19 protein-coding genes are annotated in these 23,985 nt (G+C 62.4%); all 19 read left to right on the top strand.

Translation table 11 applies throughout. The features are described from left to right. Positions 1 to 320 precede the first annotated feature (320 nt). On the top strand, positions 321 to 1,286 hold the full coding sequence (hypB, locus tag VJ651_RS00550) for a hydrogenase nickel incorporation protein HypB (protein WP_324105552.1): 966 nt from the start codon (positions 321 to 323) through the stop codon (positions 1,284 to 1,286). Then, entirely contained in the window at positions 1,283 to 2,446 is a 1,164-nt protein-coding gene (locus VJ651_RS00545; RefSeq protein ID WP_324105551.1) for a carbamoyltransferase HypF, read from the top strand. Before hypB ends, VJ651_RS00545 begins: the two co-directional genes overlap by 4 nt. Then, on the top strand, positions 2,437 to 2,694 hold the full coding sequence (locus VJ651_RS00540; protein WP_324105550.1) for a HypC/HybG/HupF family hydrogenase formation chaperone: 258 nt from the start codon (positions 2,437 to 2,439) through the stop codon (positions 2,692 to 2,694). The genes VJ651_RS00545 and VJ651_RS00540 overlap by 10 nt, the downstream gene beginning before the upstream one ends. Before the next feature lie 93 nt (positions 2,695 to 2,787). Then, entirely contained in the window at positions 2,788 to 3,927 is a 1,140-nt protein-coding gene (gene hypD / locus VJ651_RS00535; RefSeq protein WP_324105549.1) for a hydrogenase formation protein HypD, read from the top strand. Beyond that, positions 3,924 to 4,976 carry a hydrogenase expression/formation protein HypE gene (gene hypE, locus VJ651_RS00530; protein ID WP_324105548.1) on the top strand — a complete coding sequence of 351 codons (1,053 nt, stop codon included), beginning with the start codon at positions 3,924 to 3,926 and terminating at the stop codon, positions 4,974 to 4,976. Before hypD ends, hypE begins: the two co-directional genes overlap by 4 nt. 7 nt (positions 4,977 to 4,983) lie before the next feature. Next, positions 4,984 to 6,705 (top strand): hydrogenase maturation protein, encoded by a 1,722-nt coding sequence (locus VJ651_RS00525; protein ID WP_324105547.1) that lies wholly within the window; start codon positions 4,984 to 4,986, stop codon positions 6,703 to 6,705. Between the two features lie 9 nt (positions 6,706 to 6,714). Next, the gene (locus VJ651_RS00520) at positions 6,715 to 8,187 is read left to right on the top strand and encodes a sigma-54 dependent transcriptional regulator (RefSeq protein WP_324105546.1); all 1,473 of its coding nucleotides are present in this window, start codon (positions 6,715 to 6,717) and stop codon (positions 8,185 to 8,187) included. Further along, a complete protein-coding gene (locus VJ651_RS00515; RefSeq protein ID WP_324105545.1) occupies positions 8,184 to 9,218 on the top strand; it encodes a HupU protein in 1,035 nt (344 codons plus the stop codon). The genes VJ651_RS00520 and VJ651_RS00515 overlap by 4 nt, the downstream gene beginning before the upstream one ends. A gap of 7 nt (positions 9,219 to 9,225) precedes the next feature. Beyond that, positions 9,226 to 10,686, top strand: coding sequence for a nickel-dependent hydrogenase large subunit (locus VJ651_RS00510; protein ID WP_324105544.1), 1,461 nt, complete (start codon positions 9,226 to 9,228; stop codon positions 10,684 to 10,686). A 414-nt stretch (positions 10,687 to 11,100) separates the two neighbouring features. Continuing rightward, positions 11,101 to 12,483, top strand: a complete 1,383-nt coding sequence (locus VJ651_RS00505; RefSeq protein ID WP_324105543.1) for a sensor histidine kinase — start codon at positions 11,101 to 11,103, stop codon at positions 12,481 to 12,483. A gap of 50 nt (positions 12,484 to 12,533) precedes the next feature. After that, positions 12,534 to 13,526, top strand: a complete 993-nt coding sequence (gene ybiB, locus VJ651_RS00500; protein WP_324105542.1) for a DNA-binding protein YbiB — start codon at positions 12,534 to 12,536, stop codon at positions 13,524 to 13,526. Beyond that, positions 13,510 to 14,271 (top strand): uroporphyrinogen-III C-methyltransferase, encoded by a 762-nt coding sequence (cobA, locus tag VJ651_RS00495; RefSeq protein ID WP_324105541.1) that lies wholly within the window; start codon positions 13,510 to 13,512, stop codon positions 14,269 to 14,271. Before ybiB ends, cobA begins: the two co-directional genes overlap by 17 nt. 410 nt (positions 14,272 to 14,681) lie before the next feature. Beyond that, positions 14,682 to 15,899, top strand: a complete 1,218-nt coding sequence (locus VJ651_RS00490; RefSeq protein ID WP_324105540.1) for a cation:proton antiporter — start codon at positions 14,682 to 14,684, stop codon at positions 15,897 to 15,899. 20 nt (positions 15,900 to 15,919) lie between these two features. Further along, positions 15,920 to 17,068, top strand: coding sequence for a YbdK family carboxylate-amine ligase (locus tag VJ651_RS00485; protein ID WP_324105539.1), 1,149 nt, complete (start codon positions 15,920 to 15,922; stop codon positions 17,066 to 17,068). A gap of 34 nt (positions 17,069 to 17,102) precedes the next feature. Continuing rightward, entirely contained in the window at positions 17,103 to 18,299 is a 1,197-nt protein-coding gene (locus VJ651_RS00480; protein ID WP_324105538.1) for an NAD(P)/FAD-dependent oxidoreductase, read from the top strand. A 103-nt stretch (positions 18,300 to 18,402) separates the two neighbouring features. Continuing rightward, a complete protein-coding gene (gene rpsU / locus VJ651_RS00475) occupies positions 18,403 to 18,615 on the top strand; it encodes a 30S ribosomal protein S21 (RefSeq protein WP_005665410.1) in 213 nt (70 codons plus the stop codon). 233 nt (positions 18,616 to 18,848) lie between these two features. Further along, a complete protein-coding gene (locus tag VJ651_RS00470) occupies positions 18,849 to 19,298 on the top strand; it encodes a GatB/YqeY domain-containing protein (protein WP_136417676.1) in 450 nt (149 codons plus the stop codon). A 132-nt stretch (positions 19,299 to 19,430) separates the two neighbouring features. Then, positions 19,431 to 21,224, top strand: a complete 1,794-nt coding sequence (dnaG, locus tag VJ651_RS00465; RefSeq protein ID WP_324105537.1) for a DNA primase — start codon at positions 19,431 to 19,433, stop codon at positions 21,222 to 21,224. Positions 21,225 to 21,462: 238 nt separating this feature from the next. Beyond that, positions 21,463 to 23,955, top strand: a complete 2,493-nt coding sequence (gene rpoD / locus VJ651_RS00455; RefSeq protein ID WP_414691274.1) for an RNA polymerase sigma factor RpoD — start codon at positions 21,463 to 21,465, stop codon at positions 23,953 to 23,955. Positions 23,956 to 23,985: the final 30 nt, after the last annotated feature.

Genomic DNA, 23,985 nt, shown 5'->3' with positions numbered 1-23,985 from the left:
GGACTGATGGTGATGCGCAACTTTTGTGCCACGACGCATTTTTTTCATCACGGGCGCGGCAAATCGAGGCTGGGCCTTGCTGAGCGAGCAGTGGCGATGCGCGAGAGCAGAGCGCGGCGGACGTCGGACGATGACTGCAGCTGCAATCGCAGGTGCCGTTTTGGAGGGCAGGCGCAAAGCGGGTTTCCAGTGGATCGGCGCAATTCGCCGTTCGGCGTGGAACACGAAGCGGAAGTTTGCTTTCCAGGTTGGACACGGTAGTGGAAGCTCATTAAACTCAACGAAGACAAGTCGACGCAGAGTCGGCGAGGAGACAGACAATGTGTGTCGTATGCGGATGTGGAAACAAGGGGACCGGCAACGCGCAGGATCCATCGGTGGAAACCGGATTGCCATATCGGCAAGTGCAAAAGCCGGCGGGCAGCCTGCATCATCACCCGCATGGCCATCATCACGGACACCATCATGATCACGAGCATGACCACGCGCACGAACATGATCATGTTGCAGTCGACGCTGCCACCGGCGACCTGCATTTCGGACACGGACCGGCCTGCGTATCGATCCCCGGCGTCAGCCAGTCGCGCACCATCAAGCTTGAACAGGATGTGCTTGGCAAGAACAACCGCTTCGCCGCGCAGAATCGCGAGCACTTCGCGCATCACGGTATCCTGGCGCTCAATCTCGTCTCCAGTCCCGGCTCCGGCAAGACGACGCTGCTGTGCGCGACCATCGAAGCGATCAGGCAGCGCGGCGAATTCCCGCCGGTCGCGGTCATCGAAGGCGACCAGCAGACCAGCAACGACGCCGACCGCATTCGCGCCACCGGCGCCCCGGCTATCCAGATCAATACCGGCAAGGGCTGCCATCTCGACGCGCAGATGGTCGGCAACGCGTTTGCGCGATTGCCGCTGCATGCGCATGACGGACACGGCGGACATGAAGGGCAGGGCGGCATCCTGTTTATCGAAAACGTCGGCAACCTTGTGTGTCCCGCGATGTGGGATCTTGGCGAGGCAGCCAAGGTCGCGATCCTGTCCGTGACCGAAGGCGAAGACAAGCCGCTCAAGTATCCCGACATGTTCGCCGCCGCGCGATTGATGATCCTGAACAAGGTCGATCTGCTGCCGTATTTGCGTTTCGACCTCGAGCAGTGCATCGCGTACGCACGGCGCGTCAACCCGGCCATCGAAGTGCTGCAAGTCTCGGCCACCAACGGCCAGGGCATGGACGCCTGGCTCGACTGGATCGCGCAAGAGCGCCGGGTATTGGCGGAGTCCCTATGACTACCGTCTCTCTCGATCTGCCAGCAGCGGCATCGGACACAAAAATTCTCGCCTGCGGCGCTTGGCTCAAGAACGCCGCCTGCCTGCTGCATCGACAGCACGTGCAATGGCCCCCGGTGCACGGTGACCTCGGCGACCCGGCCAATTGCATCGCGCTGGAACAGTCGCTTGAAACCTTGCTCGCACAAGCGGACGGCCGCGTCGATGCGCTCGCGCACGACCTTCATCCCGATTTTTTCAGCACGCAACTGGCCGTGCGCATCGCCGGCGAACTGGGCGTGCCGGCCATCGGCGTACAGCATCATCACGCGCACATCGCTGCCGTGGCCGCCGAATACGGCGTGCGGGAACCGATGATCGGTCTTGCGCTCGATGGCGTCGGCCTCGGCACCGACGGCGTGGCCTGGGGTGGCGAACTGATCTGGATGGATGGCGCGCAGTGGCGGCGGCCGGGGCATCTGCTTGCGCTCGCCTTGCCCGGCGGCGACGTCGCTGCCCGCGAACCCTGGCGCATGGCGGCATCGGTCTTGCATGCGACGGGGCGCAATGCGGAAGTGACGACGCGTTACGCCGGAAAGGTCGGCATGCCGGCGGCGCAGACTGTGCAAGCCATGCTGACGCGCGGGCTGAACTGTCCGCTGGCAACCGGTGCCGGACGCTGGTTTGACGCCGCTGCCGGTGCGCTCAATGTCAGCGTCAGGCAGGCCTTTGAAGCGGAGGCCTGCCTGACGCTGGAAAAACTGGCAGCCGCCTATCTTGCCGAACACGGCGAGCCGGGACGCACAGGCGACTATTTGATCGATGACGCGGGTGTACTCGATCTGCGGCCTCTGTTCACCCAACTGTTCGCACTGGCCGATAACGGCGATGCGAAGAGCATCGCACACGGCGCCGCGCTGTTTCACACCACGCTCGCCGGCGCGCTCGCCGAGTGGGCCGAGCGGGCGGCGAAGCAGTACGACGTGCGCGCCGTGGCACTCGGCGGCGGATGCTTTCTCAATCGCGTGCTGACGTCGCGCCTGAGCGCCGACCTCGACCGTCGCGGACTGCATGTCTTTCTGCCGCAGAAGGTGTCCTGTGGCGATGCAGGGTTGGCGCTTGGCCAGGCCTGGGTCGCGGCGCAACAACTCATTGAAACAGGAGCGGATGCATGTGTTTAGCGATACCCGCACGCGTGGTGGAAGTGCGACCGGGCCAGCTCGCAGTGATCGATCTGGCCGGCGTGCGCAAGGAAATCTCGACCGCGCTGGTCGATGCCGTGGCCGTCGACGACTACGTGATCGTGCACGTCGGTTATGCGATCGGCAAGGTCGATCCGGAAGAGGCGCAGCGCACGCTGGACATGTTCAATGAATTGGAAAAGGCGCAAGCTTCATCGCTGCCATTGACGACGGAGCCGGCCAAATGACGTTGAAAACAATCTGTCCACGGAAAACACGAAAGTGTTCAAGGAAGTTTTCCGTGTCTTTCGTGCTTTCCGTGGACAACAAGGTTTTTAAAAATGAAATACATCGCTGAATACCGGGACGGCGAACTGGCGCAAAAGATCGCCGCGCGCATCCGTGACGAAGCCAGGCCGGAGCGGCGCTACAGCTTCATGGAATTCTGCGGCGGCCATACGCACGCGATTTCGCGCTATGGCGTGAGCGAGCTGCTGCCACCGAATGTGCGCATGATCCACGGCCCCGGCTGCCCGGTCTGCGTGCTGCCGATCGGGCGCATCGACCACGCCATCCAGCTCGCACTGGAGCGCAATGCGATCGTCTGCACCTACGGCGACACCATGCGCGTGCCGGCGTCGGACGGCCTGTCGCTGATCAAGGCCAAGGCGCGCGGCGCGGATATCCGCATGGTGTACTCGGCGGCGGATGCCTTGAGAACGGCGATCGACAATCCCGAGCGCGAAGTCGTCTTCTTCGCCATCGGTTTCGAAACCACCACGCCACCGACCGCGCTGGTGCTGCGCGATGCCGCCGCGCGCAAGGTGAAGAACTTCAGCGTGCTGTGCTGCCACGTGCTGACGCCGTCCGCGATCACGCACATCCTCGAATCGCCGGAAGTGCGCGACTACGGCACGGTGCCGATCGACGGTTTCATCGGCCCGGCGCATGTGAGTATCGTGATCGGCTCCGGCCCGTATGAACACTTTGCCGAGGAATACCGCAAACCGGTGGTGGTCGCCGGCTTCGAACCATTGGACGTGATCCAGGCGATCCTGATGCTGGTGCGCCAGGTCAATGAAGGGCGCAGCGAAGTCGAGAATGAATTCATGCGCGCCGTCACCACCGAAGGCAATCTCACCGCCCAGACGCTGGTGTCCGACGTGTTCGAGCTGCGCACCACCTTCGAATGGCGCGGCCTGGGCGAAGTGCCGTACAGCGCCTTGCGCATCCGCCCCGCCTACGCGGCTTACGACGCGGAGAAGAAGTTCGGCCTCACCTATCGGCCGGTAGCCGACAACAAGGCTTGCGAATGCGGCGCCATCCTGCGCGGCGTGAAAGGCCCGACCGATTGCAAGCTGTTCGGCACCGTCTGCACGCCGGAAAACCCGATGGGTTCGTGCATGGTGTCGAGCGAGGGCGCCTGCGCCGCGCATTACTCGTATGGACGATTCAAGGATATTCCAGTGGTGACTGCATGAATGGAACAGTGAAGAAAAATTACATCCGTCCGCTCGATTTCAAGAATGGACGCATCGACATGGGACACGGCGCGGGAGGTCGCGCATCGGCGCAACTGATCGAGGAATTGTTCGTCACCGCCTTCGACAATGAATGGCTGCGCCAGGGCAATGACGGCGCACGCATGACACTGCCGGCAGGGCGCATGGTGATGGCCACCGATGCGCACGTGGTCTCGCCGCTGTTCTTCCCCGGCGGCGATATCGGCTGCCTCTCGGTGCACGGCACCGTCAACGACGTCGCGATGAACGGCGCGACGCCGCTCTACCTGTCGGCCAGCTTCATCCTGGAGGAAGGTTTTGCACTGTCGGAACTCAAGCGCATTGTCGAATCCATGGCACAGGCTTCGCGCGACGCCGGCGTACCCGTCGTGACCGGCGACACCAAGGTGGTCGAGCGTGGCAAGGGCGACGGCGTGTTCATCAGCACCACCGGCGTGGGCGTAATACCGCCCGGTATTGACATCGACGGCGCCTACGCCAAGCCGGGCGATGCGATTCTCGTCTCCGGGCATATCGGCAGCCATGGCGTCGCCATCATGTCCAAGCGTGAGTCGCTGGCCTTCGAGACCGAGATCCTGTCCGACACGGCAGCGCTGCACGGACTGGTCGCCGACATGCTGGCCGCGATGCCGCGTGTGCATGTGTTGCGTGATCCCACGCGCGGCGGCCTCGCCACCACGCTCAATGAAATCGCCAAACAGTCCGGTGTCGGCATGCTGCTGAACGAGGCAACGATCCCCGTGCTGCCGCAAGTGGAGGCGGCCTGCGAATTTCTCGGCCTCGACCCGCTCTATGTCGCCAACGAAGGAAAACTGATCGCCATCTGCGCGGAGCAGGATGCGGGCGCATTGCTTGCCGCCATGCGCGCCCATCCGCTCGGCAAGGGCGCGGCGCGTATCGGCAGCGTGATCGAGGACACGCACGGCTTCGTGCAGATGAAAACCCGCTTCGGCGGACGACGCGTGGTCGACTGGCTGTCAGGCGAGCAATTGCCGCGCATCTGCTGAGACCGTCATGCGCATTCTTTTCATTTCCCACAGCTTCAACAGCCTCACGCAGCGGTTGTTCGTCGAACTGCGTGCGCGCGGCCATGAGGTATCGATAGAACTGGACATCGCCGATTCCGTGAGCGAAGAAGCGGTGACCACGTACCAACCCGACCTGATCGTCGCGCCCTTTCTGAAACGCGCGGTGCCTGCCTCGATCTGGCAGAAACACGTGTGCCTGATCGTCCATCCCGGTATCGTCGGCGACCGCGGACCGTCGGCGCTCGACTGGGCCATCCTGAACCGCGAGCCGCGCTGGGGCGTGACGGTGCTGCAAGCCAATGCCGAGATGGACGCGGGCGACATCTGGGCGACTGCCGGCTTCCCGATGCGGACTGCAATGAAGAGCAGCTTGTACCGCAACGAAGTGACCAATGCCGCCGTTGCCGCGGTGCTGGAGGCGATAGCCAAGTTCGAACGCGGAGAACGCCCGCTGCCCCTGGCCGAGGCGGGCGACACGCAGGGGCAATTGCGTCCGCTGCTGCGGCAGGAGCAGCGCCGCATCGACTGGCACAACGATGACAGCGCGACGGTGCTGGCGAAGATCCATGGCGCGGACGGATTTCCGGGCGTAGTCGACAGCTTGTTCGGCGCACCTTGCTATCTGTACGACGCGCACCCCGCCACGAGCGCGGCCTTGGCGGCAGTGCAGGGCAGTGCGGGTGATATCGTCGCACGCCGCGACGAAGCCGTGTTGCGTCGCACGCGCGATGGCGGCGTGTGGATAGGCCATGCGCGCCGCGCGCCGGGCGCCGAGGATCTCGACAAGCAGTTGAAACTCCCTGTTGCGGTGGCATTTCCCGCCGAGACGGCAGAATTGCCCGAGCTGGCAGTCCCGCTGCAACGCGCCGACGAGGAATGGGGCGAACTGCGTTACCGCGAGGAGGGCGAAGTCGGCTATCTGTCCTTCGATTTCTACAATGGCGCAATGTCGACCGCGCAATGCCGGCGCCTGCGCGACGCGGTACTGGAAGCCAGGCAACGGCCGACGCGCGTGCTGGTGCTGCTGGGCGGCGAGGATTTCTTCAGCAACGGCATTCACCTGAATTGCATCGAAGCCGCCGCCCACCGGCCCGACGAGAGCGCAGCCGACGAGTCCTGGCACAACATCAACGCGATGGACGACCTCGCGCTCGAAATCCTGACCGCCAATGAGCAGCTGACGATCGCCGCCATGCGCGGCAACGCCGGCGCCGGCGGTGCCTTCCTGGCACTGGCGGCCGACATGGTCTGGGCGCATGAAGGCGTGCTGCTCAACCCGCATTACAAGAACATGGGCAACCTGTACGGCTCCGAGTACTGGACCTACCTGCTGCCGCGGCGCGTCGGCGAGGACCAGGCGCGTGCCATCACGCAGAACCGCCTGCCGATCTCGGCCACGCAGGCGGCGCGGCAGGGCCTGATCGATGCCGCGTTCGGGCGTGATGCCGGAGAGTTTCTGCAGGAAGTGAGGCGCCGCGCCACGGCATTTGCGCAAGTGGACGACTATGGCGAGCGGCTGGCGGTCAAGCGCGAGCGACGCAGCCGCGATGAAGCAGCCAAGCCGCTGCAAGCCTACCGCGATGAGGAATTGGCAAGAATGCGCCGCAATTTTTATGGATTCGATCCCAGTTACCATGTCGCGCGCTACCATTTTGTGCATAAAATGCCGCATGCGTGGACACCGCGCCACCTCGCCATCCACCGCTGAACACATCTCATGAATGCCGCCCTTCCGACCAGCCTGCCGACCGTTCTTGTGATCGACGACGAACCGCGATCGCAAGACGCGATCCGGCGCACCCTCGAAGAGGACTTCAACGTGATCACGGCCGGCGCGGCCGACGCCGGGCGCGAGCTGATGGAGCGGCATCCCGTCTCCGTCATCCTGTGCGACCAGCGCATGCCCGGCACCACCGGCGTGCAGTTTCTCAAGGAAGTGCGCGAGCGCTGGCCGGACGTGGTGCGCATCATCATTTCCGGCTACACCGATTCGGAAGACATTATCGAAGGCATCAACGAGGCAGGCATCTATCAATACCTGCTCAAGCCCTGGCTGCCCGACCACTTGCTGGAAACAGTCCGGCGCGCGGTGGAGGCGCAGGGACTGCAGTCCGACATGCATCGTCTCAACATCGAATTGCGCACCAGCACGCCGGTCTTGCGCGCACGTGCCGCCGAAAAGCAGGCCAGCGTGCGCGACGCCTTTGACTTCGGCCGCATCGTGCGCGCGCAGGGCAGCCCGATGGATCAGGTCTGCGAGATCGCCGCGCGCATCGCACGCTACGACCTGTCCGTGCTGGTTCTCGGCGAATCGGGCAGCGGCAAGGAACTGCTCGCACGCGCAATGCACTACGCCAGCCCGCGCGCATCGCGCGCCTTCGTGATGGAGAACTGCGCAGCGATGTCGGAGACGCTGCTGGAGTCGGAACTGTTCGGCCACAAGCGCGGCTCTTTCACCGGCGCGTATGAAGATCATGTCGGCCTGTTCCAGCGCGCCGATGGCGGCACGGTTTTTCTCGATGAAATCGGCGACACTTCGCCCGGCTTCCAGGTCAAGCTGCTGCGCGTCCTGCAGGAGGGAGAAGTGCGCCCGGTCGGCGCGACGCGCGCGATTCCCGTCAACGTGCGCGTGATCGCCGCCACCCACCGCAACCTGGAAGACGACGTGCACGCTGGGCGATTCCGCCAGGACCTGTATTACCGCCTTGCCGGCATGACGATGGCGATACCGCCGCTGCGCGAGCGGCCCGGCGACATTCCGCCGATCGCCGAATCGCTGCTGCAGCAGGCCATGCGCGAGTTGGCCAAACCCATCGAGCGATTTCATCCCGACGCCGTCGCCAGCATGATGTCGTATCCATGGCCCGGCAATATCCGCGAATTGCGCAACGAGATCTACCGCGCGGTCGCGCTCACCGAAGGCAGCGAAGTGGGCGCGCGCGCCTTTTCCAGCAAGGTGCTGCAAGGGCAGCCCGGCACCGCGGCATTGCACGGCACCGGCGCACCAGGCTATCCCGGCATGCCGCAGTCCGGCACGCTGCAGGAACGGCTTGATGCGATCGAGGCCGTGATTCTGAAGGAAACGCTGCTGCGCTACCGCTGGAACAAGACGCATGCATCGAAGGAACTTGGCCTGTCGCGCGTCGGTCTGCGCAGCAAGCTGGTGCGCTTCGGACTGGAGGAAAAATGATGCTGCGCGATTCCTTGCCCGAGCGACGCCCCGGCTTCAATGTCTTGTGGCTGCAGTCCGGCGGCTGCGGCGGCTGCACCATGTCGCTGCTGTGCGCGGACACGGCAGATTTTTTCGGATCGCTCACCGATGCCGGCATCAACATGCTGTGGCATCCCTCGCTGTCGCTCGAAAGCGGCAGCGATGCCCTGAACATCCTGCGCGCCTGCTGCGAGCGCGAAATTCCCTTGAATGCCTTGTGCGTCGAAGGCGCGCTGCTGCGCGGCCCCGGCGGCAGCGGGCGATTCCATATGTTGTCCGGCACCGGAAAACCGATGATCGCGTGGGTGCGCGAGCTTGCCGCCGTGGCCGATCATGCGATCGCGGTCGGCAGTTGCGCGGCCTATGGCGGCATCACCGCCGGCGGCAGCAATCCGACCGACGCCTGCGGCCTGCAGTATGACGGCGACCAGATCGGCGGCCTGCTCGGCGCGCACTATCGCGCACGCTCCGGCCTGCCGGTCATCAACGTGGCGGGGTGCCCGACCCATCCGCAGTGGGTGATCGAAACCCTGATGGCGCTCGCGGCCGACCAGTTCGACGCCAGCCAGATCGATGCGCTCGGCCGTCCACGCTTCTATGCCGACCGCCTGGTGCACCACGGCTGCACCCGTAACGAGTTCTATGAATTCAAGGCCAGCGCCGCCAAGCCGTCCGACCTCGGCTGTCTCATGGAAAACATGGGCTGCAAGGGCACGCAGGCACACGCCGATTGCGGCGCGCGTCCATGGAACGGCGAGGGCTCCTGCCTGCGCGGCGGCTACGCCTGCATCAGTTGCACCGAACCCGGCTTCGAGGAGCCGGGCCACCCCTTCCACGTGACGCCGAAAATCGCCGGCATTCCGATCGGCCTGCCGTCCGACATGCCGAAAGCCTGGTTCGTCGCACTCTCGTCCTTGTCGAAATCGGCCACGCCCAAACGCGTGCGCGACAATGCGCGCGTCGACCATCAGGTGGTCAATCCCGCCATTCGCAAGACGCGGCTGAAATGAGAGCACCATGTCACGCCTGATCGTCGGCCCTTTCAACCGCGTCGAGGGCGACCTCGAAGTGCAGCTCGATGTCGTCGACGGCAGCGTGCGTTCGGCGCAGGTGAACGCGCCCATGTATCGCGGCTTCGAGCAGATCCTGCAGCAGAAACATCCCTTCGATGCAATGGTGTACGTGCCGCGCATCTGCGGCATCTGTTCCGTTTCGCAATCGGTCGCCGCCGCGCGCGCACTGGCCGACGCCATGCAGATTGCGCCGCCGCCAAACGGGCTGATCGTCACCAACCTGATGCTCGCCGCGGAAAACCTGGCCGATCACCTCAGTCATTTCTACCTGTTCTTCATGCCCGACTTCGCGCGGCCCGTCTATGCCGGATTACCCTGGCATGCGCAGGTGCGGCAACGTTTCGCGGCGCAGCAGGGCGAACACGCGCGGCAGGCCATCGCCGCCCGCCAGCGCTGGTTCACGCTGCTGGGCACGCTCGGTGGTAAGTGGCCGCATACGCAGTCCATCCACCCCGGCGGCTCGGCACGCGCCATCGACGCCTCCGAGCGCGTGCGCATGCTCGCGCGCATCCGCGAATTCCGCGCATTCCTGGAACGCACCCTGTTTGCCGCGCCGCTGGAGCAGATCGCCGCTCTCGATAGCGAAGAAGCCTTGCGCGCGTGGCATGCAAGTGCGCCATCCGACCATGGCGATTTCCGCCTGTTTCTCACGATCGCGCAGGATGCCGGCCTCGACCGCCTCGGGCAAGGCCCGGGACTCTACCTGTCCTACGGCGCCTATCCGCAACACGATGCAACAATGCGCTTCGCCCCCGGTGTCTGGGATGCCGCGCAGAAGGCGACCACTCCACTCGATACCGCCGCGATAGAAGAAGACGCAACGCGCGCCTGGCTTTCCGACCAGGGCGGCCCGCGTCATCCGCGCGAAGGCCTGACCTTGCCGACCCCGGACAAACCCGATGCCTATACCTGGAACAAGGCGCCGCGCCTCGGCGGCCGTGTACTGGAAACCGGAGCGCTGGCCCGCCAGCTCGTCAACGGGCACCCCCTGGTACGCGATGCGGCCGCGCGCTGCGGCGGCACGGTCTATACCCGCGTGCTGGCGCGCCTGCTGGAACTCGCGCTGATCGTGCCGGCGATGGAGAAATGGCTGGGCGCGGTGCGCATCGGCGACCCCTATTTCACGGAATCGCCTTTACCCGACCATGCGGAAGGCACCGGCCTGACCGAAGCGGCGCGCGGCAGCCTCGGCCACTGGATCGCGATCCGCGACGGCAAGATCCTGAATTACCAGATCGTCGCGCCGACCTCCTGGAATTTCTCGCCGCGCGATGCCCAAGGCGTTCCCGGCGCGCTGGAAGCAGCGCTGGTGGGCGCGCCGGTGCGCGAGGGCGAAGACACGCCGGTCGCGGTCCAGCACATCGTTCGCTCGTTTGATCCATGCATGGTATGTACTGTGCATTGAATTTTTTTGTTCACGGAAAACACGGAAGGCACGGAAAGAAATGAAGATCTTGTGGAAGTACGTAACCAATAGCCAGTGTTCGTTACGTCCGTTCGAACAGACGCCAACCATGTGAAAAGATTTTTTCCGTGTTTTCCGTGATTTTCGTGGACACGCGCTTTTCCGGACCAACAACCATGCTCCAGAACAGATCGAAAACCAAGTGTGATCCATGCATGGTATGCACCGTGCATTGAATTTTTTTTGTTCACGGAAAACACGGAAGGCGCGGAAAGAAATGAAGATCTTGTAGAAGTACGTAACCAATAGCCAGTGTTCATTACATCTGTCCGAACAGACGCCAACCATGTGAAAAGATTTTTTTCGTGTTTTCCGTGATTTCCGTGGACACCCAGCTTTTCCGGACCAACAACCATGCCCCAGAGCAGATCGAAAACCAAATCACCACCGCTCCCTCAGATCGGCGCACTGCCCAACCAGCCGCCCATCGAAGGCGTCGATGAAGCCACCTGGGTCGACGTGATCCACAAGATGGACGAGGTGTATTCGCAACTGGTGCGCGACGAGATCGCCCTCGAAGAAAAGAACGAGGCGCTGGAGCGTTCGCAGCAGTTCATCTTCAGCCTGCTGTCGGCCATGTCGGATGTGCTGATTGCCTGCAACCATCTCGGCGAGATCGAGGAAACCAATGCGGCCTTGCGCGCTTTGGTCGGCATCAGCGAAGCCGATTTGCACGGCATGCCGATCTACCGGCTGCTGGCCGACAGCGAAAGCGTCGAGTGCGTGCGCAAGGTAATCGAGCAGGCCGAACCACGGCGCGTGTGCGAAGTGACCGAACTCAATCTGAGCAATGCCGCGCACGGCGCCGTGCCCGTCGACGTCAATTGCACGCCACGCATAGACAGCAGCGGCAGGCATGTCGGCTACGTCTTCGTCGGGCGTCCCGTGGGCGAACTCAAGCGCGCCTATCACGAACTGCGCGAGACGCACGAAGCGCTCAAGCGCACGCAGCGGCAGCTCCTGCATTCGGAAAAAATGGCATCGCTCGGCCGTCTCGTCGCCGGTGTCGCGCATGAGCTCAACAACCCGATCAGTTTCGTGCTGGGCAATGTGCATGCGCTGAAGCGCTACAGCGAACGTCTCGCGACCTATGTGAACGCCTTGCACGAGCAGGGCACGTCGCATGAGATGGCCGAATTGCGCCGGCACTTGCGCATCGACCGCATCGTGGCGGACTTGCCCTCGCTGATCGAAGGAACCATCGAAGGCGCGCAGCGCACCGCCGATATCGTCAACGGGCTCAAGCGCTTCTCGGTGGTGGACCGCGAAGAGAAGACGACGGTGGACCTCGCCGCCGTGGTCGAGCGCGCCATTCACTGGGTGCGGAAGGGCACCGCACCGGAATTCACGGTGCACTGGGAGGAAGGCGAAGCCCTGAACGTCATCGGCAACGCCGGCCAGCTGCTGCAAGTGCTGATGAACCTGATTCAGAACGCCTATGACGCCGCGGCGGCAGCGCACGTGACGCAACCGCAACTCTGGATCTCCGCGCACAAGGACGCGCAGCATGTGACGCTGATGCTGCGCGATAACGGCCCGGGCATTCCCCCCGAACACATGTCGCAGATCTTCGATCCCTTCTTCACCACCAAGCCGGTGGGCAAGGGCACCGGGCTCGGCTTGTCGATCAGCTACGGCATTATCGAACAGCACGGCGGCAAGATGTATGCGCGCAATGCGGTTGGCGGCGGCGCGGAATTCGTGATCGAGGTGCCGGTCGCGGCGGAGCGGCGCTGAAGGGCAGGGCCGGCTTTCATTCCGGTCCCGGTTCGGTGTACCCTCTCGTCATGAAACACGCACACTCCCCCGAATCCTTTCCCGCCGCCCGCTTCATCAAGGAAATCGGCCGCGGCAAGAAAGGCGCGCGCAGCATGTCGCGCGACGACGCTTCTCAACTGTATGCCGCCATGCTCGACGGCCGCGTTTCCGATCTGGAACTCGGTGCCATCGTGATGGCGATGCGCATCAAGGGCGAGTCGGTCGACGAGATCGCCGGTTTTCTCGATGCCGCCGAAACCTCGTTCACCAAGCTCGCCGCGCCCGAAGGCGAGCACGCGCCCGTCGTGATCCCCAGCTATAACGGTTCGCGCCACATGGCGAATCTGACACCGCTGCTGGCCTTGCTGCTTGCACAACGCGGCGTGCCGGTGCTGGTGCATGGTGTGACGACCGATCCGGGCCGGGTGACGACCGCCGAGATTCTCCAGGCGCTCGGTTATTCCTTCGCTCAAACGGTGCAGGAAGCGCAACAAGGTTTCGCGCGACGGGAGCCGGTCTTCATGCCGATCGAAGCGCTCGCGCCGCGCATGGCGCGCTTGCTCGCGCTGCGTCGCGTGCTGGGTGTGCGCAGTTCGACCCACACGCTGGTCAAGATTCTCCAGCCATTTGCCGGCCCGGCGCTGCGCCTGACGTCCTACACGCATCCGGAATACCTCGAGATGCTGAGCGCCTATTTTTCCAGCGCCGCACCGGTCGCGCGCGGCGACGTGTTCCTGATGCGCGGCACCGAGGGCGAAACAGTCGCCAATGCCAAGCGCGCGCAGCAGATCGAATGGTTCCACGAGCATGAACGCACGATCCTGGTGCAAAAAGAAGGTCCCGTGGACGAGCTGCCTCCATTGCCGCCCTCAAGTGATGCAGAAACGACGGCAAAATGGATCAGCGATGCGCTCAAGGGCGATCAACCGGTTCCGCAACCCATCGCCGATCAGGTGGAACACTGTTTGCATGTAACAAGACGTCTACATGCAAACAAGGTGTTCCATGACGAGCCCCGCTAAAGTCTTTCTCGTCGGCGCCGGTCCCGGCGATCCGGAGCTGCTCACCCTCAAGGCAGTGAAAACGATCGGCAAGGCCGACGTGCTGTTGGTCGACGACCTTGTCAACCCGGACATCCTCGCGTTCGCCCGACAAGACGCCCGCATCATCCACGTCGGCAAGCGCGGCGGCTGCCAGTCCACGCCGCAGGAATTCATCGGACGGCTCATGATCGCCGAAGCCCGCGCCGGACAGGTGGTCGTGCGCCTGAAGGGCGGCGATCCCTTCATCTTCGGGCGTGGCGGCGAAGAGTCTGCGCATCTGCAGGCAGCAGGCATCGATGTCGAAGTTGTCAACGGCATCAGCAGCGGCCTGGCCGCGCCGGCCTCGATCGGTGTGCCGCTGACGCATCGCGACTGGAGTCAGGGCGCGATTTTCGTGACCGGCCACGGCAAGACGCCGGACGCCGATCCCGACTGGGCAACGCTGGCGAGGCTCGACATGACGCTCGTCATTTACATGGGTGTCGCGCGTTGCCGTGAAATCCAGACAGCCCTGCTCGCCGGCGGCAAGCCGGCTGCCACGCCGATCGCCGTGATTCAATCGGCCACGTCGAGCGCGCAGGCGCAATTGATTACCACTCTCGGCGCATTGCCGCAGGCGCTGGCCGCCTCTTCGCTCGGCAGCCCGAGCATCATCGTGATCGGCGATGTCGTGCGTTGCGCGTCGCACGACATGATCGCCGACCTGGATCAGCGCACCGCCTGATCCGCGCTTCCTGCATGGGACGGTCTCTCCGAGCGGAGCAGGCCGTCTTGTCGCATCCCGCTCTCGCCAACACCTCGGCGTTTGACGCATTTTCCTGCTCACTCGCCACTCATTACCTGGCTGACAACCGATTCCACAAAAAAGTGCAATGCGGAATTTTTAATAGGAACTTTATTACTTGCCTGCTGACAAAAGCTTTGCAGTCTCTAATGTCTCGGCCGCGACATCATTATTAGCAAGAGGAGTTCAGAGTCGCCGTTTGATTTTTCGATGCCATGGTGCCGGGCGTGCAGCACGCGTTTTGCGTTTCAAGATTCGCTTGCAATTTTCCATTCCTGCATTCGTCATCGATTTCAAGCGGATTTCTGATCCCACTCCTGTATTAAAAACATTTCAATCTGGGAGAATCCATGTCGTGGACGCTACCGCCATTCGACCTGGCGCAGCCGCTGCAGTGGAACGCGCTGTTGTTGTTCGGCAGCCTGTTATTGCTGGGTATGATCGGCGGCCATCTGGTCGCAAAAAATTCCTGGATACCGCGTATCACCGGTTATCTGCTGGTCGGGATGATTCTCGGCACCGGCGGCCTGGACTGGCTGTCGGGCGATCTGCTGAAACTGTCGAATGTCTTCGCCGACATCGCGCTCGCGCTGGTCGCCTATCAACTCGGCCGCTACGTCGATATCGGCTGGCTGCGTCATGAAAAATGGCTGGTCGCCACGGTCGTCACCGGCTCCGCCCTGTGTTTCCTGTTCGTCTGGGGCGCGCTGGAAGCGCTCGGTGTTGCGCGTCCGCTCGCCATGCTGGCCGGCGTGTTCGCCATCGGCACTGCACCCGCAGTCGTGATGGTCGTCGTGCGCGACCTCTGCGCAGAAGGGCACATCACGCGGCGCCTTTCCGCGATGACCGCCTTGAACAATCTGGTGGCGCTTCTGTCTGCCTATATCGTCTTGCCGCTGGTCGCCACCGATGCCGACATTCCCTTGCAGACCTTGTTGGCGAGCACCTTGTATTCGGTGTTCGGTTCGGCCTTGCTTGCCTACCTGACCTATCGCCTGATGATGCCGCTGGCGCGCCTGCTCGGCCGCGAGCGCAGCCGCCAGTTCGTGCTGGTGATCGCCATCATCACGCTCACGATCGGCGCGGCGCATGCGTTGCGCCTGCCGGTGCTGCTGACCATGCTGATCTTCGCCATCCTGTCCAAGAACCTGGACCTGCAGTACGACTTGATGGAACTCGAATTCGGCGTTGCCAGCGAGCTGTTCATCGTCATGCTGTTCATGACGGTCGGCGCATCCATCCACGTCTCCGAACTGGTCGCCATCGGCGGCTCGGTCGCGGTACTGATCGGTGCGCGCTTTGCCGCCATGGCATGCAGCATCTTTGCGTTCGCACGCCCGGCGAAACTGAAATGGCGGCAGGCGGGCTTGCTCACCCTCGGCGCGCTGCCGATGGCAGAAGCAAGCCTGGTCCTGGGACAGATTTCCGCCGTCTATCCGCACACCGCGGCAGCAGTGGCGCCGCTGCTCGCCGGCAGCCTGATCGTGCTGGAACTGTTCGGCCCGATCGCGACGCAATTTGCACTGATCAAGTCCGGCGAGAGCGGACGCGAACAAGCGACTAAATAAAGAGAACCAAGGAGAGACACATGGGCATCCTGCCTTTCACATCCTCGACACCCTTCACGATGGGCATCGAGCTTGAACTGCAACTCGTGAACCGCCGCAATTACAACCTCGCGACCGACGCGCTCGATCTGCTGGCATGGATAGAGCCGCGCAAGCTGCAGGACCAGATCAAGCTGGAAATCACGCAAGGCATGATCGAGCTGAATTCCGGCATCCATACCCGCGTCGACGACTTGCTCGCCGAGTTGAAAGACCTGCGCTCGGCCTTGCTGCGAGGCGCGCAGCGTCTCAACATCGACGTCGCGGGCGGCGGCGCGCATCCCTTTCAGAGCTGGAGCGAGCAGCGCATCACGCCGAGCGAACGTTTCCATCACATTCATCGCCGGTATGGCTATCTTGCCAAGACATTCACCGTGTTCGGCCAGCATATTCATATCGGCGTTGCCAATGGTGACGACGCCTTGTACCTGACGCACGGATTCTCGCGCTTCGTGCCGCACTTCATCGCGCTGTCGGCCGCGTCGCCGTTCTACCAGGGCGTCGACACCGCCTTCGACTCCTCGCGCAGCAACGTGGTGCGCGCTTTCCCGCTGGCCGGCACCGTGCCAGTGCTCACCAAGTGGAGCGAATTCGAGCGCTATTACGATGAATTGATGCAGCTTGGGATCATCGGCAGCATGAAGGATTTTTACTGGGACATCCGCCCCAAACCCGAATACGGCACGGTCGAGATCCGCGTATGCGACACGCCGCTGACGCTGGAGCATGCGGCGCTGCTCGGCTGCTACGCGCAACTGCTGGCGCGCTGGCTGCTGACCGAGAGGCCGATCACCATCGACGAGGATTTCTATCTGCTGTATCAGTACAACCGCTTCGAAGCCAGCCGCTACGGACTCGACGGCGAGATCGCACAGCAATCTTCCGACAAGACCTCGGCCAAGCAATCGATCTACGTCAGCATCCTGAACCGCCTGCAGGATCTGAAACGCTATGCGCAGAACGACGCCGACCTGCAGGCGCTCAAGAAGCTGCGCCACATGGCCTACGAACGCCTCAACGACGCGACTTGGTTGCGCGACACCTACAAGCAACGCGGTTCGCTCAATGACGTGATGCGTCTTTCATCGGAGTTATGGATGAAGCATTCGTCGTCGCCGTGCTTCCATTAGTTACAATCACGGCTTGTTCCGATTGATACAAGCCATGGCAAACCAGTTTGATGTAGCAGTAATCGGCGCCGGCGCGGCGGGCATGATGTGCGCCGCCGTCGCCGGTCAGCGCGGCAAGAAGGTCGTGCTGATCGACCACGCCAGCCGGCTTGCGGAGAAGATCCGCATTTCCGGCGGCGGCCGCTGCAATTTCACCAACCTGCATGCCGGCCCGCAGAATTTCATCTCGAATAACCCGCACTTCTGCCGCAGCGCCCTGGCGCGCTACACGCCGCAGGATTTCCTCGCGCTGGTCAAGCGTTACCGCATTGCCTATCACGAGAAGCACAAGGGACAGTTGTTCTGCGACCATTCCTCGGAACAGATCATCGACATGCTCAAGGCCGAATGCGATCTGGGCCATGTGGCGTGGCGCATGCCCTGCAGGATCGAAGCCATCGGCAGGCAGGGCGAGGCTTTTCGGCTCGATACCGACGCCGGTGTGCTGCTGGCCGATAATGTCGTGATCGCCACCGGCGGCTTGTCGATTCCCAAGATCGGCGCCACCGATTTCGCCTTCCGCATCGCAAAGCAATTCGGCCTCAAGCTGATCGAACCGCGTCCCGCCCTGGTGCCGCTGACCTTCGACCATGCCGCCTGGGAGCCTTTTGTCCCGCTGGCCGGTATCGCGCTCGAGGTCGATATCGAGACCGGCGAGAAAAAGTCGCGCGCGCATTTTCGCGAGGACTTGCTGTTTACCCATCGCGGCCTGTCCGGCCCGGCGGTGCTGCAAATATCGAGCTTCTGGGAACCGGGCGCGCCGCTGATGCTGAACCTGCTGCCGGAAACCGATGTCGCGCACACCCTGATCGAAGGCAAGGGCACGTTCAAGAAGAATCTCGGCAACCTGCTGGCGCAGTGGATGCCCGCGCGTCTCGCGGAAGGCTGGCTGCTGGCAAACGGATTCAAGCCGGACGCGCGGCTGGCCGACATGCAGGACAAGGCCCTGCGCAAGCTGGGCGAATCGCTCAATCGCTGGGTCATCATCCCGAACGGCTCCGAAGGCTACAAGAAAGCCGAAGTCACGCGCGGCGGCGTGGACACCCGCGAACTGTCGCAGCAAAGCATGATGGCCAACAAGGTGCCGGGCCTGCACTTCATCGGTGAAGCGGTGGACGTGACCGGCTGGCTGGGCGGATACAACTTCCAGTGGGCATGGGCATCCGGCACGGCGGCAGGTTTGTCGATTTGATATGTTTGCACATAAGCGACGCGTCGATTGACAGGCTTTGCAATGCCTTGTTGAGCGTGTTATACTTTGAGTCTTTCCCTAAAAACCCTCGGTTTGAGTTTACATGACCACAATTCGCCTTAAAGAAAACGAGCCTTTCGAAGTCGCCATGCGTCGCTTCAAGCGCACCATCGAGAAAACCGGTCTGCTGACCGAGTTGCGTGCGCGCGAGTTCTACGAGAAGCCGACTGCCGAGCGCAAGCGCAAGCTCGCCGCTGCCGTGAAGCGCCACTACAAGCGCATCCGCAGCCAGCAATTGCCGAAGAAACTGTACTGATTTTTGCTGCCGCACGTTGTGTGCGGTATGGCGTGCAAACCCGCTCCGGAAGAGTTCCCGCAGCGGGTTTTGGCGTTTCATGTGGCAAATAAAGCTACTGCGCGGGCTGATTTTCGCTCTGTGGTGCTCGCCGTACGCCAGTACGGCTGCGCTCCTCGAACGAAACTCAACCCGCTCGCTACACTTTCTTTGCCGCATGTCCCATTGGCGGAACTCGCATTGGAGAGAAAAACATGAGCCTCAAAGAGCAGATTACCGAAGACATGAAGGCCGCGATGCGCGCCAAGGACAGTGCGCGGCTCGGGACGATCCGCATGCTGACCGCCGCGATGAAGCAGAAGGAAGTCGATGAGCGTATCGAGCTGAACGACGCGCAGGTTCTGGCGATCATCGAAAAGATGATCAAGCAGCGCAAGGACTCCATTACCCAGTTCGAAGCCGGCGGCCGCCAGGATCTGGCCGATGCCGAAAAGGCTGAAGTCGCGGTGCTGTCTGCTTACATGCCGGCCGCGATGTCGGAGGCGGAAATCCAGGCAGAAGTGGCCGCGGCCGTCGCGGCAAGCGGCGCTGCCGGTCCGCAGGACATGGGCAAGGTGATGGGCGTGCTCAAGCCGAAACTGGCCGGTCGTGCCGATATGACCACAGTCTCCGGCCTGGTCAAGGCAGCCTTGTCCAAAGCCTGAGGTATTCCGGGCGGGGCGGTTTAAAAAGCCCACTTCGTCCCCATTTTCGGTTCATGTCCGCACCCGGCGATCGGGTGCGACAATGATCGAATCGACTCCTCGACAGCTACCCGGGACAATCCGTATTTCGCCGTGATTCCACAGACTTTCATTCAGGATTTGCTCAACCGGGTCGACATTGTCGATGTGGTCGGCCGCTATGTGCAACTGAAGAAGGGCGGCGCCAACTTCATGGGCTTGTGCCCATTCCATAACGAAAAATCCCCCAGCTTTACGGTCAGCCCGACCAAGCAGTTCTATCACTGCTTCGGATGCGGCGCGCACGGTACCGCGATCGGCTTCCTGATCGAGTATTCCGGCGTCGGCTTCGTCGAGGCGGTGAAGGACCTCGCGCAGGGCGTCGGCATGACCGTGCCCGACGAGGACCGCCTGCCGCCCGCGCAGCGCGCCGAAGTGCAGGCGAAGAGCCTTGCCCTGTCCGACGTGATGAGCAAGGCTTGCGACTTCTACCGTCATCAACTGCGCGGCGCGCAGCCGGCCATCGCCTATCTCAAGAATCGTGGCCTGACCGGCGAAATCGCGGCGAAATTCGCACTCGGCTATGCGCCCGACGGCTGGGACGGCCTGCGCGGCGTTTTCCCCGACTATGATTCCCCCGCCCTGGTCGAAGCCGGCCTCGTGATCGACAAGAGCGAGGAAGAGGGGCATGGACGCAAGCGTTATGACCGCTTCCGCGACCGCATCATGTTCCCCATTCGCAACACCAAGGGGCAGGTGATCGGTTTCGGCGGACGCGTGCTGGACAGTGGCGAGCCGAAATACCTGAACTCCCCGGAAACTCCGCTGTTTCAAAAAGGGCATGAGCTGTACGGCCTGTTCGAAGCGCGCCAGGCGATACGCGATGCCGGCTACGTGCTGGTGACCGAGGGCTACATGGACGTGGTTGCACTCGCGCAACTCGGGTTTCCGCAAGCCGTGGCGACGCTCGGAACCGCCTGTACCGCGACCCACGTGCAGAAGCTGCTGCGCCAGACCGATCACGTCGTCTTCAGCTTCGACGGCGACGCGGCCGGCCGCCGCGCCGCGCGGCGCGCACTCGATGCCTGCCTGCAGCATGCCACGGACAACAAGACCCTGAAATTCCTCTTCCTGCCCACCGAGCACGACCCGGACAGCTATATCCGCGAGCTCGGCACGGAAGCCTTCGAGCAGCAGGTGCGCAACGCCATGCCCTTGTCGCAATTCCTGCTCAACGAAGTGACCCAGGATGTCGACTTGAATACCTCCGAAGGACGGGCGCGGGCCCAGTTCGATGCCAAGCCGCTGCTGCAGGCCATGCCGCCCTCGGCGCTGCGGCTGCAGATCGTGCGCCGGCTGGCGCAGGTAACGCAGACGACCCCGGCCGAAATCGAGGCGCTGTTCGAGCTGGCGCAGCCGGTCGCGCGCACCAAGATCGCCCCCCCGCGCACCAAGCGCACGCCGCCGATGGGGCTGGAGCGGCAAATGATCCGCCTGCTGGTCGCTCATCCGTCGCTGGCTTCCGGGATTGATCCATCGGCAATGGATGCCACCGCTCAGCTTGCTCCGGACAATGCCGAGATGCTGCGGCAGCTGGTCGACGCCTGCCTTGCGCTCGGTCCGCAGGCCAATTTCGCGGCGCTGGCGGAACAGCTTCGCGCAATAAACAACGATTTTGACCCTTTGATCGCCGAAATTGCTGCAGAAAGCGAGTCGGATGCCGAAGCTGCGCGCCTTGAGCTTGTCGGCGCGGTGCGGCAGACTAAAATGCAAGTAATCACGGCGGAGATGGGCCGCCTAGCGGCAAGCGGGTTGGCGACGGAGGAGGCCCGTACACGATATCGCGAACTGATGCAACAACAAGAGCAACTCCGGCAGCAAGCTGCGGTCGAAAGCATACCGCGGTAAATTGCCCCCATGCCTTTGTGATGGAGAAACGTTGCTCTCTGTGGTATAATTTAAAGCTTTTGATTCAAGACCTTAGGTAAGATCGTTTGCCTGACCGGGTTCATAAGTCACAGAACGAATTACCAGGGATGTCGCGCGGGCGAATGCCGAAGCCAGTACAGATTCATCGGCTCCACCAAGCGCAATTCACTCGGCGCACGAGAGCAAACCAGTTGGTATTGATTCCATGGCAAACGCAATGAAAAAACCCGCGAAAACGACTGTTACCGCAAAAAAAGCGAAATCGGCTGCAACTAAACCGGCCTCGACCAAGTCGATGGCAAAGCCTGCCGTGAAGAAGACCGCTGTTGCCAAGCCTGCAAGCAAGGCAAAAACCTCGATCAAGGCCGCGACGAAAACCGTTGCCAAAGCAGCACCGAAAACCGCTGCAAAAGCAAGCTCGCCGAAGGCGAAATCTTCATCCCGAGTTGCCGCCAAACCGGCCGCTCCCGAGAAATTGAAAGCACCCGTGACGACCAAGAAACCCGAACCGAAGACCGCGAGCAAGGCCACGAAGGTGGCGGCAAAAGCCGAGCCCAAGTCCGAAAGCAAAGTAATGGCGGTCAACCAGACTACCGATGCGGCAGCATTGGCGGCGATTGACACGTCCAGCTACGTGTTGCCGGCAGTGAAAGTACCGGGCCGCCGTGGCCGCAAGCCCAAGGAATTCCAGCCGGAGAATGACGAGGTCGCCGCACTGAACGCCGTCGAGCGCGCGGAACTCAAGGCCGCCGACAAGGCAAAGGCAAAGGATCGCAAGGCCAAGGAAAAGGCTTTGCTGAAGGATGCATTCTCTTCCGATACGGAAGCGAGCGAGGAAGAGCTCGAGCAGCGCCGCCAGAAACTCAAGACACTGATCAAGCTCGGCAAGGATCGCGGCTTCCTCACGTATTCTGAAATCAACGACCACCTGCCCGAAAACATCGTCGATCCGGAAGCCATCGAAGGCATCATCGGCACGTTCAACGACATGGGCATCGCCGTCTACGAACAGGCGCCGGACGCCGAGACGCTGCTGCTGTCCGATAACGTGGCCACCGTCGCCACCGACGACGACGCCGAAGCGGCGGCGGAAGCCGCGCTGTCGACCGTCGATTCCGATTTCGGCCGCACCACCGACCCGGTCCGCATGTACATGCGTGAAATGGGCTCGGTCGAACTGCTGACGCGCGAAGGCGAAATCGAAATTGCCAAGCGCATCGAAGAAGGCCTGAAGGACATGATCCAGGCCATCTCCGCCTGCCCGACCACGATCGCCGAAATTCTCGCCGCGGCCGACCGCGTGTCCAAGGAAGAAGTGAAGATCGACGAAATCGTCGACGGCCTGGTTGACCCGAACGCGGGCGAGGATGTCGCGGCCGCTTCCGCCTCTGCTGCCGACGACGAAGAAGTCGACGACGAGGAAGAGGAAGAAGAGGAAGAAGAGGAAGAGGACAACAGCGGCGGCGCCGCTGCCGGCTTCTCCGCGGAGCAGCTGGAACAGTTGAAGCGCGATTCGCTGGCGAAATTCGAGGAAATCTCCTCGCAGTTCGACAAGATGCGCAAGGCCTACGAGAAGGAAGGCTACAACTCCAAGCCCTACGTCAAGGCACAGGAAACCATTTCGAACGAGCTGCTCGGCATTCGCTTCACCGCGAAATTCGTCGAGAAGCTGTGCGACACCTTGCGCGGCCAGGTCGATGAAGTGCGCCACATCGAGAAGCAGATCCTCGAAGTCGCCGTCAACAAGTGCGGCATGCCGCGCACCCACTTCATCCGTGTCTTCCCGGGCAATGAAACCAATCTCGACTGGGTAGACGCCGAAATCGCCGCCAGCGTGCCCTACAGCGCCGTGCTCGGTCGTAATGCGCCGGCCATCAAGGAACTGCAGCAGAAACTGATCGACCTGCAAGCGCGCGTCGTTCTGCCGCTGCCCGACCTGCGCAACATCAACAAGAAGATGGCGGCCGGCGAGATGAAGGCCCGCAAGGCGAAGCGCGAAATGACCGAGGCCAACCTGCGTCTCGTGATCTCGATCGCGAAGAAATACACCAACCGCGGCCTGCAATTCCTCGACCTGATCCAGGAAGGCAACATCGGCCTGATGAAGGCGGTCGACAAGTTCGAATATCGCCGCGGCTACAAGTTCTCGACCTATGCGACATGGTGGATCCGTCAGGCCATCACGCGCTCGATCGCCGACCAGGCGCGCACCATCCGTATTCCGGTGCACATGATCGAAACGATCAACAAGATGAACCGCATCTCGCGTCAGATCCTGCAGGAAACCGGCGCCGAGCCGGATCCCGCAACGCTGGCGATCAAGATGGAAATGCCGGAAGACAAGATCCGCAAGATCATGAAGATCGCGAAGGAACCGATCTCCATGGAAACGCCGATCGGCGACGACGACGATTCCCATCTTGGCGATTTCATCGAAGACAACAACACGCTGGCGCCGGCCGACGCGGCCCTGCATGCATCGATGCGCGGCGTGGTCAAGGACGTGCTCGACTCGCTGACGCCGCGCGAAGCCAAGGTGCTGCGCATGCGCTTCGGCATCGAGATGTCGACCGACCACACGCTGGAAGAAGTCGGCAAGCAGTTCGACGTCACTCGCGAGCGCATCCGTCAAATAGAGGCAAAAGCGCTGCGCAAGCTGCGCCATCCGTCACGCTCTGACAAGCTGAAGAGCTTCCTCGAAGGAAGTTAATCGGATAACATTGTCAAAAAACTTGGGCGG

This window comes from Noviherbaspirillum sp., assembly GCF_035254865.1.
GTDB lineage: Bacteria > Pseudomonadota > Gammaproteobacteria > Burkholderiales > Burkholderiaceae_D > Noviherbaspirillum.
Note: the sequence above shows the minus strand (reverse complement) of the source record. Positions and strands in the feature narration are given on the sequence as shown.